The organism is Undibacterium sp. Ren11W, from assembly GCF_049340485.1.
Lineage (GTDB): Bacteria > Pseudomonadota > Gammaproteobacteria > Burkholderiales > Burkholderiaceae_D > Undibacterium.
The window spans coordinates 85,222-101,376 of sequence record NZ_JBMPPB010000013.1 but is presented as its reverse complement, the minus strand read 5'-3'; the positions used below and the strand labels follow the sequence as shown (position 1 = coordinate 101,376).

The window sequence follows — 16,155 nt, the reverse complement described above, 5'->3', positions numbered from 1 at the left end:
AGGCTGAAGTACATATTCGTCCTGATAAACTGGCCGCCTATAAGGCAGTCGCCTCAGTGATGGCATCGGCGCAGCGTTTGGGTGTGACCAAAATCGGTATGGTCGGCAATGAGCAGTTCTTGAAATAAAATTCTCGGCTGTGTGCATTGTAAGAAAATAAAGTATGATGAAAATTGGCAGGGGCATCCCTGCCTTTTTTCATGTTTGCTGGTCTTGCGAAGCTAGTGATAAAAGAAGTGCGCATCGGCGTGCCACACATTTCAACTAACGAAGTAAGCCAAAGGCTAGTTCCATTTATTCAATTTATTGATTAAGAGATAAAAATATGAAGCAATTTCGCTTGTCACGTCTGGCTGTACTCGTTGCAGCTATCGGCTTTGCCGCCGCACCTGAATTGTCAAACATTGCTGCTAATACAGCCTATGCAGAAGAGGCAATGCGTCCTGAAATCGGTAAATTGGTTCAGTCTGCTGGTGAATTGCTGAAATCAAAAAAATATAAAGACGCGATGTCCAAGCTGCACGATGCTGATGGCATTAGTGGTAAAACAGCGAATGAAAATTTTACGATTGAGCGTATGCGTTTATCTATCGCCTCTCAGTCTGGTGATAATGATGCGGTGATTCGTTCTGCTGAAGCGATTCTCGCTGCAAATAAATTATCAGGAAAAGAGCAGCTTCTGATGATACAAACATTGGCCAATGCGTATTATAAAGCTGGGAATTATCCGAAAGCATCCGCCGCATACGGCCGTTACTTCTCAGAAGGCGGTACCGATGGCAGTTTGCGACAATACATGATTTACGCCATGTCACAAGGTGGTGACAGCGCACGCGCGATGAAAGAAGTGCAAGCAGATTTGGCTGCAGATGAAAAAGCGGGGCGAGCACCTAGCTTGGCAAATCTAGAGTTTTACTCAAATGCGGCACTCAAACAAAAAGATATGGTCGGATATTCCAGTGCCCTGGAAAAAATGATCGCCTATCATGGAAAAAAAGAGTATTGGGTCAACTTACTGAATAATCTGGAGCGCAAGCCTGGTTATTCCGAGCGTTTGACTTTGGATTTGTACCGCTTAAAATTGGCTGTTGGGCAAGTCACGAAGACTTCAGATTTTATGGAGATTTCAAAGTTGGCGGTGTTGGCTGGCTATCCTGCTGAAGCTTTAAAAATTATTGAAACCGGATACAAATCTGGCGCCTTAGGCACAGGGGCCGAGGCTGAACGCCATAATCGTTTACGTGAAATGGCTAAGCGTACCTTAGATGAAAACACTAAAGCCCAAGCCGCGAATGAAGCTGACGCGAATACGAGTAAAGACGGTACTGCTTTGGCAAATTTAGGTTATGCCTATGTAACGGCTGCTCAGTACGATAAGGGCATTGCCATGATAGAGCAAGGTATCAGCAAAGATGGTATGAAATTTGAAGACGATGCGAAACTTCATCTTGGAATGGCGTATTTGCAGGCGGGTAAAAAATCTGCTGGTATCAAGGCTTTGAAGGCGGTACAAGGCAAAGATGGTACCGCCGATCTCGCTCGTTATTGGATCGTATATGCAAATCAATCGATGAAGTAAGTCGATATTAGCGTCGAGCTGTAAATAAAAAGGCGTAGATTTAAATCTACGCCTTTTTTATTTGGCAACTGCAAAGCAAATTTCGACTAATTACCCATGCCGCTTCTTATTGCTCTTGGCATGCGCTAGCATATTTTTGCTTGAGCGCGCCGTTGTCGTGGTTCGAGCATTTTTGGTATGTGCGTAAGCGAAGTTTTGTTGCTTGCCTTTTGCATGCAAAATAGGCACTTGCACTTGCAGACTTTGTCCCGCACTGAGAGTTTCGTGTTTGAGTTTATTCCACTCCATTAATTGTGCAACCGTCACTTTGTATCGGGATGCAATTATATTGATCTTGTCTTTTTTACCCACCTTGACGACAATTTTTCTTGTGTCTGGTGCAGACTTTTCAAACACTAATTGGGCTTTTTCTGCGATCTCAGTCGAAATATCTAAATCTAAATTTTTAGTCGATTTTGGTATCAATAAGGTAGATCCCGCTTTTACCATCATCTTGGCAGGAATTAAATTGGTTTCTCGTATCAATTCAGGTTTTAAACCTAACTTTCCTGCCAATGATTCGACGCGCTCGGTCTTGGTCACGGTATGAGTCGACCATGACGATAATGGCCCCTGCCATTTACTCAGGTTTTCTTTGAAAAGAATTGCATTGTCGGTGGGGAGCAATATTTTGGTCTTGCTGTCGCCAGTAATTACCGGACGATTGAACTGGGGATTTAGGGCATTGAATTCACCTAGCGATAATTCTGCCAGTTGGGCGGCAACCCGTACATCAATGTCTCGTGTTTTTTCAACGCTGACAAAATAAGCTTGGTTATCCAATTGCGGTAGTGCGATATTGAATTGCTCAGGATGAGCAATGATATTTTTTACGGCCTGCAACTTTGGGACGTAATTCTTGGTTTCGGCAGGCATCAATGCGGACAAGCTATTGAAATCTATAGGTAGCCCCATTGCTTGTTGTTTCTTGATGGCGCGTTGCACTGATCCTTCGCCCCAATTGTAGGCGGCTAACACTAACTGCCAGTCACCAAAGATACCGTACAGTCGCTCTAAATAATTTAGAGCCGCGTCGGTAGAGTCTAGAACGCCACGTCTATCGTCCTTAAACATGGTTTGTTTAAGATTGAAGTCGCGTCCCGTAGCTGCCATAAATTGCCACATGCCAGATGCTTTGGCGCTAGATATGGCTTGCGGATTGAATGCCGACTCGATAAACGGTAACAATGCCAGCTCAGTTGGCATACCACGTTTTTCTAGTTCTTCTACCACATGAAAAAGATAGCGGGAGCCACGTTGTACCGTACGCTGTATATATTCGGTACGTGTGCTATACCAAGTGAGTTGATTCGTGACTAACTGATTTTCCAGATCGGGGATCGCATAGCCTTTGCGTATCCTGCACCAAAGGTCGGTTTCAGCCAGTGCCAGGTCTAAGGACGGCAACTCAACGTCACTTGCGGTTGCGATTTGCGCTTCAGTGCTTGCTGTATTTAACCCATTACTTGCCAAGCTGCCTAATGATGTCGATAAAGATAGGATGCTAGGTTCTGCCGCTTGTGCGGAGCTCCAGCAAAAGAGGGCTGCAGTAATAAACGGGGCGATGCGGTGACGATTTCGGGTCATAGGCGACAGATTTGGATCGTTATGATCGAGTGTGTAAGGAAGCTTGAGAGTGTACGCAAGCCTAGTTTCTAGCGTCAAGAAATATGTCAGTGCTGTTACAAAACTTATTACATGACTGGGTTACCGTTAATTTTGATCGACTAAATTTAACGTGGTGCTGTTCCATGATGGAATTGGTTCAATTGATAAGTTTTTCTAGTGCAGCATGATGTAAAATATCAACGCTAGGATTTGCAGCGAGGCAATCGATGATGATGCGCTCAGGCATAGAGCGCAACCAGGTCAATTGGCGTTTAACCAGCTGACGGGTAGCGATAATGCCGAGTTCGCGCATTTGTTGCCTGTCGTACAAACCATCTAAATGGTCCCAGGCCTGACGATAACCAACACAGCGCATGGATGGCAAATCGGGATGGAGGTCTCCGCGCAGACGTAATTGACGAACTTCGTCCAGCAAGCCCTGTTCTAGCATGAGATCGAAGCGGTCGCTGATGCGTTGATGTAGCACGCTACGATCAGAAGGTTCCAGTGATAACGCCAGCATCTGAAATGGAGTTGCCGCCTTGGTTTGTAGCGCCAGCAATGCTGACATGCTCTGGCCAGTGATGGCGTAAATCTCTAATGCGCGCTGTATGCGCTGACTATCATTTGGTTTGAGTCTGGCTGCGGTAATCGGGTCTATTTTCTCCAGACGTGCATGCAGGGCTGGTACGCCTGTTCTTAGCGCCTCGGCATCAAGCTCTGCACGTATTGCAGGGTTGGCGACCGGTAAATCATCCAAACCCTTAATTAACGCGTTAAAGTACATCATGGTGCCACCTACCAAGATCGGTAAGTTTCCCCTTTGCTGAATTTCTGTCACCAAACGTTTGGTATCGTGGAGAAAATGGGCGACTGAATACGATTCTGCCGGTGAGATGATGTCGATCAGGTGATGCGGAACCGACGCCAGTTCGGTAGCACTGGGCTTAGCCGTTCCTATATTCATTTCGCGATATACCAGGGCCGAATCGACAGAAATTATTTCCGACGGCGTATGTTTTGCGATCGCCAACGCAGCGGCGGTTTTCCCGGATGCGGTTGGCCCCATGATGGCGAGGATTTTAGTGTTATTGATTTGCGGGGCCAGCATGCTATAAATTATTCTTTCAAAATGTGTTGCTACATTATTGCGTTTAAATTCCTGCGTTTTAATTCTATAGACGGATAACTATTGTCCACGTAAAAATAAACGATCAAGATCATTTAAACCTAGTTGCACCCAGGTCGGGCGACCATGATTACATTGATCGGCCCGTTCGGTTTGTTCCATCTGGCGTAGTAGCGCGTTCATTTCCGGTGTCGTGAGACTGCGATTGGCACGCACCGCGGTGTGGCAGGCTAGGGTGCCGAGTAATTCATTGCGCCGGTCTATCAATACTCTTGATCCACCGAATTCACGCACATCACGCAATACATCGCGCGCCAGAGTTTGTGCATCGGCATTCTTTAATAGCGCCGGGATAGAGCGTACCGCCAGCGTGGTGGGTGAAATCGCCGCGATATCAAAGCCCAAAGAGTGCAAAACCTCCGCATTGTCCGAGGCGGTCGCGACTTCAATTGCATCAGCATAAAATGTAATCGGTATCAGCAAGGGTTGCACCGACATGGCATTGTCATTCAAAGCGTTTTTAAGTTGTTCATACAGGATGCGTTCGTGCGCCGCATGCATATCGACCAGGACTAGTCCCTTGGTGTTTTGCGCTAGCACATAGACGCCATGTAGCTGCGCTAGAGCAAAGCCTAGCGGGTATTCATCATTGCTCAGCTGCGGCGTTGTTGCGACGCTGCCAGATGGTAAATTGTTATGCTCATGTGAAGCGGTGCCAGACTCGCTGAATAAAGCGCCATAGTTCACTGCGCTTTGCGCCACTCCAGCTTGTTCCTGGCGATTAAAACTATGGCTGTAATCCTGATAATTGCTGCTGCCGGAAGGTGCTGCAAACTGCGCCGAAAAACTAATCTGCTCGCCACCCACCCAGGGTAATTTGCCATTGCCAGATTGATTCGAGTCGATTAAGTTTGCGGTCACAGGAGCAGGAACTGTACCGAAGGCCGTTGCGGACGTCTGTGCCAGTGCCCTATGTACTGCATGAAATACAAACTGATGTACCGCGCGGCTATCACGGAAGCGCACTTCGATTTTTGACGGATGAACATTAACGTCGACCAAGGCAGGATCGAGATCAAGTGCGATCACATACGATGGATAGCGGTCACCGTGCAATACATCTTGATAGGCCGCCCGTACCGCGTGTGTTAGTAATTTGTCGCGTACAAAACGTCCATTGACGTAAAAAAACTGCGCATCAGCACGCCCTTTGGAGGCGGTAGGCAAGCCTATGTAACCATGTAGACGCAAAGGTCCGGCGCTCTCGTCTAGTGCTAAACGAGCATTGGCGAATGCTTCTCCCAAAATGCTTGCGCTACGCTTGGCGATAGCTGTCACCATCCAATGGTCGACCGTTTTGCCATTGTGCGATAAAGAAAACGCCACATCTGGACGGGCTAATGCAATCCTGCGCACCACCTCGGCGCAATGGCCAAATTCAGTTTGATCAGATTTAAGAAATTTGCGTCTGGCGGGAGTGTTGTAGTACAAATCTTGCACATCCACGGTGGTGCCTTGCGCGCCGGAGGCTGGCGTAATTTTGCCACCCTCTATTTGCCATGCATGCGCCGCGTCAGCAGTGCGCGTGGTTAGCGTCAATACAGCCACAGAAGCAATCGAGGCTAGCGCTTCGCCGCGAAAACCTAGGGTCGCGACGTTTTCCAACTCTTCTAATGAGGCGATTTTAGAGGTGGCATGCCGTTCTACGGCGAGCGGGAGTTGATCGGCTGGTATGCCGCGCCCATTGTCGGAAATCGCGATGCGTTTTACGCCGCCTTCTTCTAGTCGTATGGTGATGCTCGATGCTCCTGCATCGAGCGCGTTCTCAAGCAGTTCTTTGACCACGGCAGAGGGGCGCTCGACCACTTCGCCGGCGGCAATTTGTGAAATTAGATGATCCGGGAGAGCCAGGATGGGGCGGTGTGGAGTAAGTATCGCGTTCATGCCGTGATTATACCGTTGTCCGTGTTTGGAAATGCCCACGCTAGTGTATGATGACGCCGCAACCGAGGAGAATTATGGATTTTATGGAATTCTTTAGCATGATTTTGCATGCTGATAAATCATTGAAGTACGTCATTGATCATTATGGGACGCTAGTCTATGCGGTCTTATTTGCGATCGTTTTTTGCGAAACAGCATTCGTAGTATTTCCATTTTTACCCGGCGATTCCCTGTTATTCATTGCCGGCACCTTTAGTGCTACCGGTGCCATGAATCCATGGTTAGTGATTATTCTGCTGATTATTGCGTCTATTTCTGGTAACTCCGTCAATTACTGGATAGGTAGTTTGATAGGGCATAAGATCATGGAAAAAGACCATAAGTGGATAGACAAAAATGCCTTGAAAAAAACGCATGAGTTTTATGAAAAGCACGGCGGCAAAACCGTGGTGCTGGCGCGCTTTGTACCCTTGGTGCGAACCTTCGCACCGTTTGTTGCTGGTTTTTCGGATATGACACATAGAACTTTTCAGTTCTATAACGTGGCTGGTGCACTGTTATGGGTTTTATCTATCGTGCTCAGTGGTTACTTCTTTGGAAATATTCCTTTCGTGCGTGATCATCTCAACGTCATTGTCTTAGTGGGCGTTGGTGCTGCAGTAGTGCCTGTCGTTTTAGGGGCGCTCTGGAAGCTCACTAAGAGCATGACTAAGAGTAGTCCTAAGTAATCCTAAGTAGTCCTAACTCCGAACTCCTGATAGCCGCCCAGTGACGAACAATAAACCTGAGCGGCGTTTGATTTGGCTGCAGCCCGCGGCCGCAGCCAAGCCATTGCTTGGCCAGCCCTGCAATGGCTGTGGAGTCTGTTGTGCGGCCGAGCCTTGTCCCGTTGCCAGAGTGTTTTTATGGCAGTTGCGCGGCACTTGCAAGGCGCTAGTCTGGTTGGCGGATAGACAGCAATACCGTTGCGGTTTGCTGTTAGAACCGGCCCGCTATCTACGCATTTTGCCAAAGTTTGGACAAAGACCATTTCGGTTTCTAGTGGCGCGTTGGATTGCAGCCGAAACAGCCTGTGACTCGGATGCGCACGCAGAATAGCTGAGTACTGCGAAGACCGTGACCTAGGGGCTATTGCGAGACTATTCGCCTCTAAGTCAGTTTGTTTTTCGCCAATGGAGGATTTTTAGAAAAATATTTTTTGATCCCCTTGACGATGGCATCTGCCATCTTGTCCTGATAACTTTCGTCGGTCAATCTGGCCTCCTCTTCAGGATTGGAGATGAAGGCCGTTTCTATCAAAATACTAGGGATATCCGGCGCTTTCAATACCGCAAATCCTGCCTGTTCCACCGATCCTTTATGCAGGCGATTAATGCCGCCAATTTCACTCAATACGACTTTACCGAGCTTGAGGCTGTCATTGATCTGCGCCGTGGTTGATAAATCCAGCAATACACCGGCTAATTGTTTGTCATGTCCTTTCAGGTTGACTCCACCTATCAGATCGGCCGCATTTTCTTTGTTGGCTAGCCATCGCGCCGCGGTTGAGCTTGCGCCCTTGTCGGACAAGACAAAAACAGAAGAGCCCCGCGCACTCGATTCAACAAAGGCATCGGCATGTATCGACATGAACAGATCGGCTTGCACATTTCTGGCTTTTTGCACCCGGACATTGAGCGGTACAAAGTAATCGGCATCGCGCGTTAGCATTACGCGCATATTTGGCTGTTGTTCGATTTTTTCTTTTAGACGTTTGGCGATTGCCAGGACCACATCTTTCTCGCGACTGCCGCCATGTCCTAAAGCACCAGGATCTTCGCCGCCATGCCCAGGATCAAGCGCGATGGTGATCATACGTATCAATGCCGGCGCTTTGGCAGGGCTCTTATCTGAATCTGGGCCCGTAGTCGGTATCTGTATTTCTGGTAAGGACGCAATTTTGGGATCTACTTTAAGCAAGGGCAATTCTTTTTCAGGAATTTTATGCCAGTCGCCTTTTTCTATTAACGCAGCAATCGGGTCGGGTGGATTTGCCGGGTACAGGTCAAACACCAGTCTGTGTTTATAGCTACCGACCGGTTGCAAAGTAAACACCTGTGGGTTGACTTCCTCTTTTAGGTCAAATACGAGTCTGACCACATTTGGACGATTTTGCCCGACTCGCACTTGTTTGATGTAGGGATCGTTGGCTTGAATTTTAGCCACTAGCTGTTTTAAGGTAGGATTAAGTTCCAGTCCTTCAATATCAACCACCAGCCTTTCCGGATCTTTCACCGTGAAATGACTAGTCTTGAGTTCGCTATCATTTTCCAGTGTAACGCGGGTGTAATCATTGGCCGGCCAGACACGCACCGCGAGTATTTGTGCGGCCCTGGCCAATGAGGGCACCAGTACAGAAATCAATAAAGTACTCGTTGCTTTTAGCAACGTACGGCGATTTTTTGCGGTTACAGATTGGGTGCGAAGCGAAGTAGTGCTAGACATTCATTACCTTTGTCGGACAAGGCTTGCAATTCTACCTTACGTCCATTGCCCGCGATGCTTAAAAAAATACTCAAATCAGGTGGCTGCAGTATGCCATCGGCCTTTTCCGGCCATTCGACGATGCAGATATTGCGCTCATTGAATTCTTCGCGAAATCCTGCTTCCAAAAACTCTTCCGGGTTGAGCATGCGGTATAGATCGAAATGAAGTAGTGTCACGGGCCCCTGTTTGATGTTGACCTGATAGGGCTCGACTAGAGTGTAAGTGGGACTCTTGACATGTCCTTGATGACCCGCTGCATGCAAGATGGCACGCGTCAAGGCTGTTTTTCCTGCCCCCAAATCGCCATGCAAGTGGATGCTTAGTCCTGGCAGCAAGCACGGGGCCAAACTTTTTCCTAATGCTTGTGTGGCGGCTTCATCTGCCAATATTGTTTTGTAAGACACTGCTTTCCTTTTTTACCTGTTACTGGCGATATTGTAAGGTGAATGTCCGAATTTATTTATGCTATTTTCGTTTGTCTATGAAATTTGCAGTCATCAAAAAAAGGCGCTTTGAGCTTCAGTTTTGATGCTGTTCAATTCGTTAATGTAATGGCAAATAGACAGTTTCTGTGCAAATTATTATTGAATATTCTGAGCTGGCTCGATTGAGCATTTAAAACCTAGCCCTGCTTGTTTTAAATAAATGCGCGTCGTTTGCCCGATATTTTTGTCGCATGTAATCCCCCGTTATTCATTTGTTGCTTGTCCGCTGTCGTTGGGCAGTGGCGTGAATATTTTCACTACATTTCCCTATGAAAAAATTTAAAGCGCTTTGGATTTTTGATGCAAATTTAATGCAAGCGCTTTGAATAAAACAATTGCATATCGATATTACTTTATAAATTATGTAGTTTGACTACATTGATTTTTAAGTTTAACTGTGGTTTTTCAGAGACGTTCATACTGGTTGTTCGCCAAATTTTTGATATTTATGTAGATTTTTTACGTACTTATGATTGACACGATATTTAGTTTTGGTACAAACTCCGTTTTAGATATTTAGTTCTAAGCTCAGTTAAATGAATTAAGTTCTGATGGCGTTGGGTAAGCTACAAAGGTCGCGCACTATCCCTGTTATAAGCATTTATATAAAAATAAATTGGAGAGACGAATGAAACAATTGGAAAATAAGCAGGCGCAGCAGAAGCGCTTATCTGGCTTAAATAGCCTGGTTTTACGGATGACACCGATCGCTGCCGGATGTGCGGTCTTGTTGTCAACCGCCACAGGTACTGCATTTGCGCAGCAAGCCGAAGCCGTCAAAAATGATGCAGGAGCGGTTGAAAATGTGGTGGTTGTGACCGGTATTCGTCGCGGTATTGAAGCAGCTATCTCGGTAAAGAAAAATTCTAACTCTATCGTTGAGGCCGTTTCTGCCGAAGATATCGGTAAGTTACCAGACACTAGTATCGCTGAATCTATTGCCCGTTTGCCGGGTTTGGCGGCGCAGCGTGTGGGAGGACGTGCTCAAGTGATTAGTGTGCGTGGTTTGTCTCCCGATTTTGCAACCACTTTATTGAATGGTCGCGAGCAGGTCAGCACCGGTGACAATCGCAGCGTAGAATTTGATCAGTATCCGTCCGAGTTGCTTAGTGGCGTTACCGTGTATAAAACACCGGATGCGGGTCTGGTTGGTCAAGGTCTGTCAGGAACCATCGACATGCAGACGGTGCGTCCTTTGGATTTTCCAGGGCGTACGATTTCAATTAATGTCCGTGGTGAGAAAAATTCTTTGGGATCAATTGCCGATACTAAAGACACAGGGCACCGCTTTAGCGTTAGCTATATCGATCAATTTGCTGATCGTACTATCGGTTTGGCACTCGGTATTGCAGATTTAGAGACGCCAATTCTGGATAATGAAACTGGTACCTATGAGCCATTCAGTCAGAGTTCGGTCTCCGGCGTGCCTGCTGGCACTTTCATCACTGCCGGTGTTAAATCGCTAGCGAAAAGCGGTACATTGAAGCGTACCGGTTTTGTCGGTGTGCTTGAATTCCGCCCTTCTAAAGTATGGCGCAGCACGCTGGATGTATTTGCTTCCAAATTTAAACAAGAAGATACCAATAATCAATTCGAAGCGAATTTGGGCGGTTATAACGGTAGCAATAATCCACAAGGTTTTAAATATGATGCGGTGACTATCGCTAATGGCACTCTGCTAGGCGGTACTGCTAGCGGCGCTTACCCGCTGGTGCGTGGTCAGTACAATAAACGTGAGGATGAGATCCGCACTGTTGGTTGGGGCAATAAATTCAAGTTTGACACCTGGTCCTTGTTTGCGGACATGAATTATTCGCATGCAAAACGCGACGAATACTATCTTGAAAATAATCTGCAACTGCGAAATCCTACAGGCGGCGCATTAAATGATCCTGCCTTGACGGTCGGTTGGGCGCCGGGCAATTTTGCCACCTTGTCGGGCAAGTTAAATTACAGCGATGCCTCGCAGTTGTATACCGGTAATACGATTTATGGTTACGGTAGTACTCGTGCGCCTAGTGTAGAGGATGAGTTGAAGAGCTTTAAGTTAGCCGCCACTTTGCCTGCACCTGGTATGTTGGAAAGCGTTTTTAGTGATATTGATGTTGGTGTGAATGTCAGTGACAGAACGAAGTCCAAGCGACAACCAGAAGGCGATTTGTTTGCTAAAGGAACGCCAACTATTTCGAACGACCTTTTGTACGCACCGGTCAATTTAGGTTTTGCAGGTAGCGGTGTGGTTCCTTCTTGGAATGTACCTGGTGTGATCGCGAAGTATTTTGACCCAGTCGTAAATAATAAAACGAATAATGAAGCAGCATCGCGTGCCTGGGATGTGACTGAAAAAATCACAACTGCCTACGCTAAAGCAAATATTGAATCACAGATCGGTTCTGTGACGGTGCGCGGTAACGTCGGCTTGCAATTTATCAACACCGATCAATCTTCGGCATCGCAAGTGTCCAATCCAGATGGTACTTTGTCGCCGGTCAATGACGGTAAGAAATACAATGACACTTTGCCGAGCATGAATCTGGCGTTCGGTTTTGCCGATCAGCAGACTTTGCGTTTCGGAGTGGCCAAGCAGATGGCGCGACCACGTCTGGATCAGTTGAATTCTGGTTTCGACTTCCACGTTGATAAGGGAACTTTCTTACCTAGCGGTAGCGGTGGTAATGCGAAGTTGGATCCGTGGCGTGCAACAGCGTTCGATATTTCATATGAAAAATATTTCGGTAACAAGGCCTATTTTGCTGCCGCCTTATTTTACAAAGACCTGAGTACTTATATTTACAATCTCTCTCAAACTCGTGATTTCTCTGCCTTTACTGCAGGTACTAACGCAATTACCAATATGGGACAATACACTGCGCCATATAACGGTAATGGTGGTGTGCTCAAAGGGATAGAATTGTCGGCCTCTGTACCATTTAGTATGTTCTCATCTGCTTTAGATGGCTTCGGTATTTCTGGTAGCACGACAATTAGCGAGAGTACGATCGATATTGCACAGGTCAACGACACGATTGGTAAAATTCAATTGCCTGGCTTGTCGAAAAACGTATCAAACGTTACTTTCTACTACGAGAAGCATGGTTTCTCTACGCGTATTAGTCAGCGTCGTCGTTCTGATTATGTTGGTGAAATCGGTAAATTTAATGGCGATCGTCAATTGCGTTATGTCGTCGGCGAGAACGTCACTGATTTTCAAATCGGTTATACCTTTGAAGAGGGTACTTTCAAAGGTCTGGGCTTGTTGTTGCAGGTGAATAATCTGACCAATGCAGCTTACGAAACCTATGCCAATAGCAAAGATCGTCAATTGGAATACGCCAAGTATGGTCGCGTTGTCCTGTTCGGTGCGAACTATAAGTTTTAATTAAGTAAAACTTTGAGCAAGCCCGGAAGACTGAGTTCTGATGGGCTTGTTCTGTTTTTATGTGAAGCGCGTGCTAGGTAGCAGATCCGGAAATACACCTAGCCGCTTGCGCAATACCCATGCGGCTTTCCAGCCTGCATGGCCTGAAAGCCGCATGGGTATTGCGCAAGCGGGCAGTATCGTTTTAAAAAATAGAGGGTGGGAGATTTACTGAGAAAGTTTGTTGTTTTCACCATCATTCAGCACCTATAAAAAATCGAATCCTGATTCGAGTAAAAAGTCGGAGACTCTGCAGCATGTCCATTTCCACACTAAAACCACGGCTGAGCTTTTGGCAGCTCTGGAACATGAGCTTCGGCTTTTTCGGTATCCAGTTTGGCTTTACCCTACAAAACACCAATACCAGCCGGATTTTTTCTACTCTTGGCGCTGACATCGGTAGCCTGTCGATACTTTGGCTGGCCGCACCTTTGACGGGGATGTTGGTGCAGCCTATCATCGGCTATCTGAGCGACAATACCTGGCACGAATTCTGGGGACGTCGACGTCCTTTTTTCTTTGCTGGCGCAATCTTGGCCGCCATTTCCATGTTTCTACTGCCGAATGCCTCAGTGCTATGGTTAGCCGTCATTTTCTTGTGGATGATGGACAGCGCGATCAATATTTCTATGGAGCCGTTCCGCGCCTTCGTCGGCGATAAACTTGCGAGCGAGCAGCACACTGCCGGCTTTGCCATGCAGACTTTTTTAATCGGTTGCGGCGGCGTGATCGCCGGTCTGTTGCCAACCATACTTACGGATTATCTGGGGGTGAGTAATGTACCTGTGAATGGCGCGATTCCCGACACCGTGCGCTATGCTTTTTACATCGGTGGTTCGGTGTTCGCCGCTGCGGTTACCTGGACAGTATTTAGTAGCACTGAAATCCCTCCTGCTGACCTGGAAAAATTCAAACAGGAACGGCAAAATAATCAGGGTTTTGTTAAAGCTCTGGTCGAGATTTTAAGCGGCTTTGCCAAGATGCCTAAGACGATGGTGCAACTGGCCTTGGTCCAATTTTTTACCTGGGTCGCTTTTTTTGCCATGTGGGTGTACACCACGCCCTCGGTGGCGGCCCTGGTATTTAATACTGCCGACGCGCAATCGGCGGGCTATCAGGAAGGCGGCAACTGGGTCGGCATTATGTTCTCCGTGTATGGTGGTGTCTCCGCTCTGGCCGCATTTTTGTTGCCGGTGTTGGCGCGTATCACGAGCCGTAAGTTTGTTCATATGCTGTGCCTGCTGATCGGTGGAGTGAGTCTGGCGAGCATGTTTTTGATTACGTCTAAGATGATGATGCTGCTGCCTATGGTTGGTGTAGGCATTGCATGGGCCAGTGTCCTGACGATGCCGTACGCGATTTTGGCGGGTGCCTTGCCGGCGAATAAAATGGGTTACTACATGGGCTTGTTTAATTTCTTTGTGGTGATTCCACAAATCATTGCAGGCGTTGTTTTGGGTCCATTAGTGAAGAATTTTTTCAGCAATCAATCGGTGTATGCGCTTGTAATCGGTGGTGTTTGCATGGTCGTTGCCGGCGTCTTGTGCCTCATCGTGAATGACGATGCTGATATCGGCAACACGGTTTGACGCAATAGCAAATAGCGCAGAATAAATCAGGCTCAGTGTAGAGATCAATACCATGGGAAATGTGCAGCGTACAGAGACAAGAACAATGATTAGTAAAATGCTCAGTAACAAGCTCAATAAGAAATTCAATAAGAAATTCAATACGAAATTTTTGGCATTTTCTATCGCATTAATGCAGTTGTCTGGCCCAGTCTCGGGCTCGGTAGTTGCGCCGCAGCCCGTGCTTGCGCATGCGGTTAAACTGCCTTTCTTGTGGGATAACGCCACGGTCTACTTTTTGCTGACAGATAGATTTTTTAACGGTGATAGAACTAACGATCTAGCCTACGGCCGCAAGGCCGATGCTGCACCCTTACGCGGCTTTGCCGGTGGGGATCTGGCCGGTATCACTGCCAAGATCGAGCAGGGATATTTTAAGGATCTTGGTGTCAATGTGATCTGGCTGACGCCGCCAGTCGAACAAATCCATGCTGGCACCGACGAAGGAACGGGCAAGTCTTATGGTTTTCACGGCTATTGGGCGCGTGACTTTACGCGTGTCGATGCTAACCTGGGCACTGAAGCCGACATGCGCAGATTGGTCGATACCGCGCATGCGCATGGCATACGGATTTTGCTCGATGTAGTGATGAATCATACTGGGCCGGAGACTGAGGTTGATACCGTCTGGCCAGCCGATTGGGTGCGCACCGACCCAGCTTGTACCTACCAAGCCATAGCGAGCACGGTCAGCTGCACGCTGGTAAACAACCTGCCTGATTTTCGTACTGATAGCGATGCCAGCGTTGCCTTGCCACCTGAGCTAGTCAAAAAATGGAAGGTAGAAGGTCGTTTTCAGCAAGAGCTTAAAGAGTTAGATGCATTTTTTGCGCGCACCGGTTGGCCGCGCGCGCCGCGTTATTATTTGATGAAGTGGCACGCCGATTGGGTCAGAAAATTCGGGGTTGATGGGTTTCGCATCGACACCGCAAAACACGTAGAACCGGCTGTCTGGAAAGAGTTAAAGCAAGTCGCGAGTAGCGCTTACGAAGACTGGAAGCAGCGCAATCCGCATAAGAAGCTGGGCGATGAAAAATTCTTCATGACCGGAGAGGTCTACAACTATGCCTTGGGACATGGCACCGAGTTCACCATGGACGGCGGCGGCCTCGTGAATTTTTACGCAAACGGTTTTGATAGTTTGATCAATTTCGGTTTTAAGTCCGATGCCAAACAGAGTTATGAAACGCTGTTCAGTGCTTACTCCGCGCAATTGCATGGCGCGTTAAAGGGCTATTCGGTGCTCAATTATGTGAGCTCGCATGATGACGGTAGCCCTTTTGATGCTGCCCGTAGCATGCCATTTGAAACCGCCACCAAGCTCTTGTTAAGCCCAGGAGCTGCACAAATTTATTATGGCGATGAAACCGCACGTAGCCTGATCGTTCCCGGCACTAGCGGCGACGCTGCATTGCGCTCGATGATGAACTGGGATGAGTTGGCAAATAATGCCAGCAGGGGTGACTACCGCATTGCTGAAGTGCGCGAGCACTGGAGCAGGCTAGGTTTGTTTCGCCAGGCGCATGTGGCGGTCGGTGCCGGTGTGCATCAACAATTGAGTGCGCAACCCTATTTGTTCAAACGTACTTATCAGCAAAATGGCATCAAAGACACGGTGCTGGTGGCCTTGGATTTGCCTGTCAGCGCTAGCCAGACGGTAGGGGTGCATGGCGTGTTTGCCGAAGGGCAGAAGCTCAAAGACTATTACTCCGGTAAAACTGGCGTGGTAATCGCTGGCAAAGTGACATTCGACAGCAATAAAAATATGCTACTGATAGCAGCGGACGAATAACGACGAC

The 16,155-nt window shown here is 47.6% G+C and carries 12 protein-coding genes; 7 read left to right on the top strand and 5 right to left on the bottom strand.

Annotation, left to right across the window (positions count from 1 at the left end; all coding sequences use genetic code 11):
• Window positions 1-128 (top strand): ExbD/TolR family protein (locus ACO0K8_RS21350; protein ID WP_422946967.1); only part of this gene is annotated, 128 nt, incomplete at its 5' end.
• A 197-nt stretch (window positions 129-325) separates the two neighbouring features.
• Window positions 326-1,579 (top strand): tetratricopeptide repeat protein, encoded by a 1,254-nt coding sequence (locus tag ACO0K8_RS21345; RefSeq protein ID WP_422948673.1) that lies wholly within the window; start codon window positions 326-328, stop codon window positions 1,577-1,579.
• Between the two features lie 90 nt (window positions 1,580-1,669).
• Here ACO0K8_RS21345 and ACO0K8_RS21340 read toward each other — a convergent pair whose 3' ends face one another.
• The 3 genes from ACO0K8_RS21340 to mutL form a co-directional block, all read right to left on the bottom strand.
• Window positions 1,670-3,205, bottom strand: coding sequence for a transglycosylase SLT domain-containing protein (locus tag ACO0K8_RS21340; protein WP_422948672.1), 1,536 nt, complete (start codon window positions 3,203-3,205; stop codon window positions 1,670-1,672).
• A gap of 178 nt (window positions 3,206-3,383) precedes the next feature.
• A complete protein-coding gene (gene miaA, locus ACO0K8_RS21335) occupies window positions 3,384-4,337 on the bottom strand; it encodes a tRNA (adenosine(37)-N6)-dimethylallyltransferase MiaA (RefSeq protein WP_422948671.1) in 954 nt (317 codons plus the stop codon).
• A 78-nt stretch (window positions 4,338-4,415) separates the two neighbouring features.
• Window positions 4,416-6,299 (bottom strand): DNA mismatch repair endonuclease MutL, encoded by a 1,884-nt coding sequence (gene mutL, locus ACO0K8_RS21330; protein WP_422948670.1) that lies wholly within the window; start codon window positions 6,297-6,299, stop codon window positions 4,416-4,418.
• Between the two features lie 74 nt (window positions 6,300-6,373).
• On the opposite strand from mutL, the gene ACO0K8_RS21325 reads away from it, so the two are divergent.
• Complete coding sequence (locus ACO0K8_RS21325; protein ID WP_422948669.1) at window positions 6,374-7,027, top strand: VTT domain-containing protein; 654 nt, start codon at window positions 6,374-6,376, stop codon at window positions 7,025-7,027.
• A gap of 40 nt (window positions 7,028-7,067) precedes the next feature.
• A complete protein-coding gene (locus tag ACO0K8_RS21320; protein WP_422948668.1) occupies window positions 7,068-7,397 on the top strand; it encodes a hypothetical protein in 330 nt (109 codons plus the stop codon).
• A gap of 51 nt (window positions 7,398-7,448) precedes the next feature.
• Here ACO0K8_RS21320 and ACO0K8_RS21315 read toward each other — a convergent pair whose 3' ends face one another.
• Window positions 7,449-8,783 (bottom strand): N-acetylmuramoyl-L-alanine amidase, encoded by a 1,335-nt coding sequence (locus ACO0K8_RS21315; RefSeq protein WP_422948667.1) that lies wholly within the window; start codon window positions 8,781-8,783, stop codon window positions 7,449-7,451.
• Window positions 8,747-9,229, bottom strand: coding sequence for a tRNA (adenosine(37)-N6)-threonylcarbamoyltransferase complex ATPase subunit type 1 TsaE (gene tsaE, locus ACO0K8_RS21310; protein WP_422948666.1), 483 nt, complete (start codon window positions 9,227-9,229; stop codon window positions 8,747-8,749). Before tsaE ends, ACO0K8_RS21315 begins: the two co-directional genes overlap by 37 nt.
• Window positions 9,230-9,938: 709 nt before the next feature.
• On the opposite strand from tsaE, the gene ACO0K8_RS21305 reads away from it, so the two are divergent.
• From ACO0K8_RS21305 to ACO0K8_RS21295, 3 genes are all read left to right on the top strand, one after another.
• Window positions 9,939-12,689: a TonB-dependent receptor gene (locus ACO0K8_RS21305; protein WP_422948665.1), complete on the top strand. Its 2,751-nt coding sequence runs from the start codon at window positions 9,939-9,941 to the stop codon at window positions 12,687-12,689.
• A gap of 296 nt (window positions 12,690-12,985) precedes the next feature.
• On the top strand, window positions 12,986-14,317 hold the full coding sequence (locus ACO0K8_RS21300; RefSeq protein WP_422948664.1) for an MFS transporter: 1,332 nt from the start codon (window positions 12,986-12,988) through the stop codon (window positions 14,315-14,317).
• An 85-nt stretch (window positions 14,318-14,402) separates the two neighbouring features.
• The gene (locus ACO0K8_RS21295; protein WP_422948663.1) at window positions 14,403-16,148 is read left to right on the top strand and encodes an alpha-amylase family glycosyl hydrolase; all 1,746 of its coding nucleotides are present in this window, start codon (window positions 14,403-14,405) and stop codon (window positions 16,146-16,148) included.
• Window positions 16,149-16,155: the final 7 nt, after the last annotated feature.

Excerpts from the sequence above, each read along its gene's own strand:
- ACO0K8_RS21345 (WP_422948673.1), top strand. The coding sequence starts at position 326 with ATGAAGCAATTTCGCTTGTCACGTCTGGCTGTACTCGTTGCAGCTATC.
- ACO0K8_RS21340 (WP_422948672.1), bottom strand. The coding sequence starts at position 3,205 with ATGACCCGAAATCGTCACCGCATCGCCCCGTTTATTACTGCAGCCCTC.
- miaA (WP_422948671.1), bottom strand. The coding sequence starts at position 4,337 with ATGCTGGCCCCGCAAATCAATAACACTAAAATCCTCGCCATCATGGGG.
- mutL (WP_422948670.1), bottom strand. The coding sequence starts at position 6,299 with ATGAACGCGATACTTACTCCACACCGCCCCATCCTGGCTCTCCCGGAT.
- ACO0K8_RS21325 (WP_422948669.1), top strand. The coding sequence starts at position 6,374 with ATGGATTTTATGGAATTCTTTAGCATGATTTTGCATGCTGATAAATCA.
- ACO0K8_RS21315 (WP_422948667.1), bottom strand. The coding sequence starts at position 8,783 with ATGTCTAGCACTACTTCGCTTCGCACCCAATCTGTAACCGCAAAAAAT.
- ACO0K8_RS21305 (WP_422948665.1), top strand. The coding sequence starts at position 9,939 with ATGAAACAATTGGAAAATAAGCAGGCGCAGCAGAAGCGCTTATCTGGC.
- ACO0K8_RS21300 (WP_422948664.1), top strand. The coding sequence starts at position 12,986 with ATGTCCATTTCCACACTAAAACCACGGCTGAGCTTTTGGCAGCTCTGG.
- ACO0K8_RS21295 (WP_422948663.1), top strand. The coding sequence starts at position 14,403 with ATGATTAGTAAAATGCTCAGTAACAAGCTCAATAAGAAATTCAATAAG.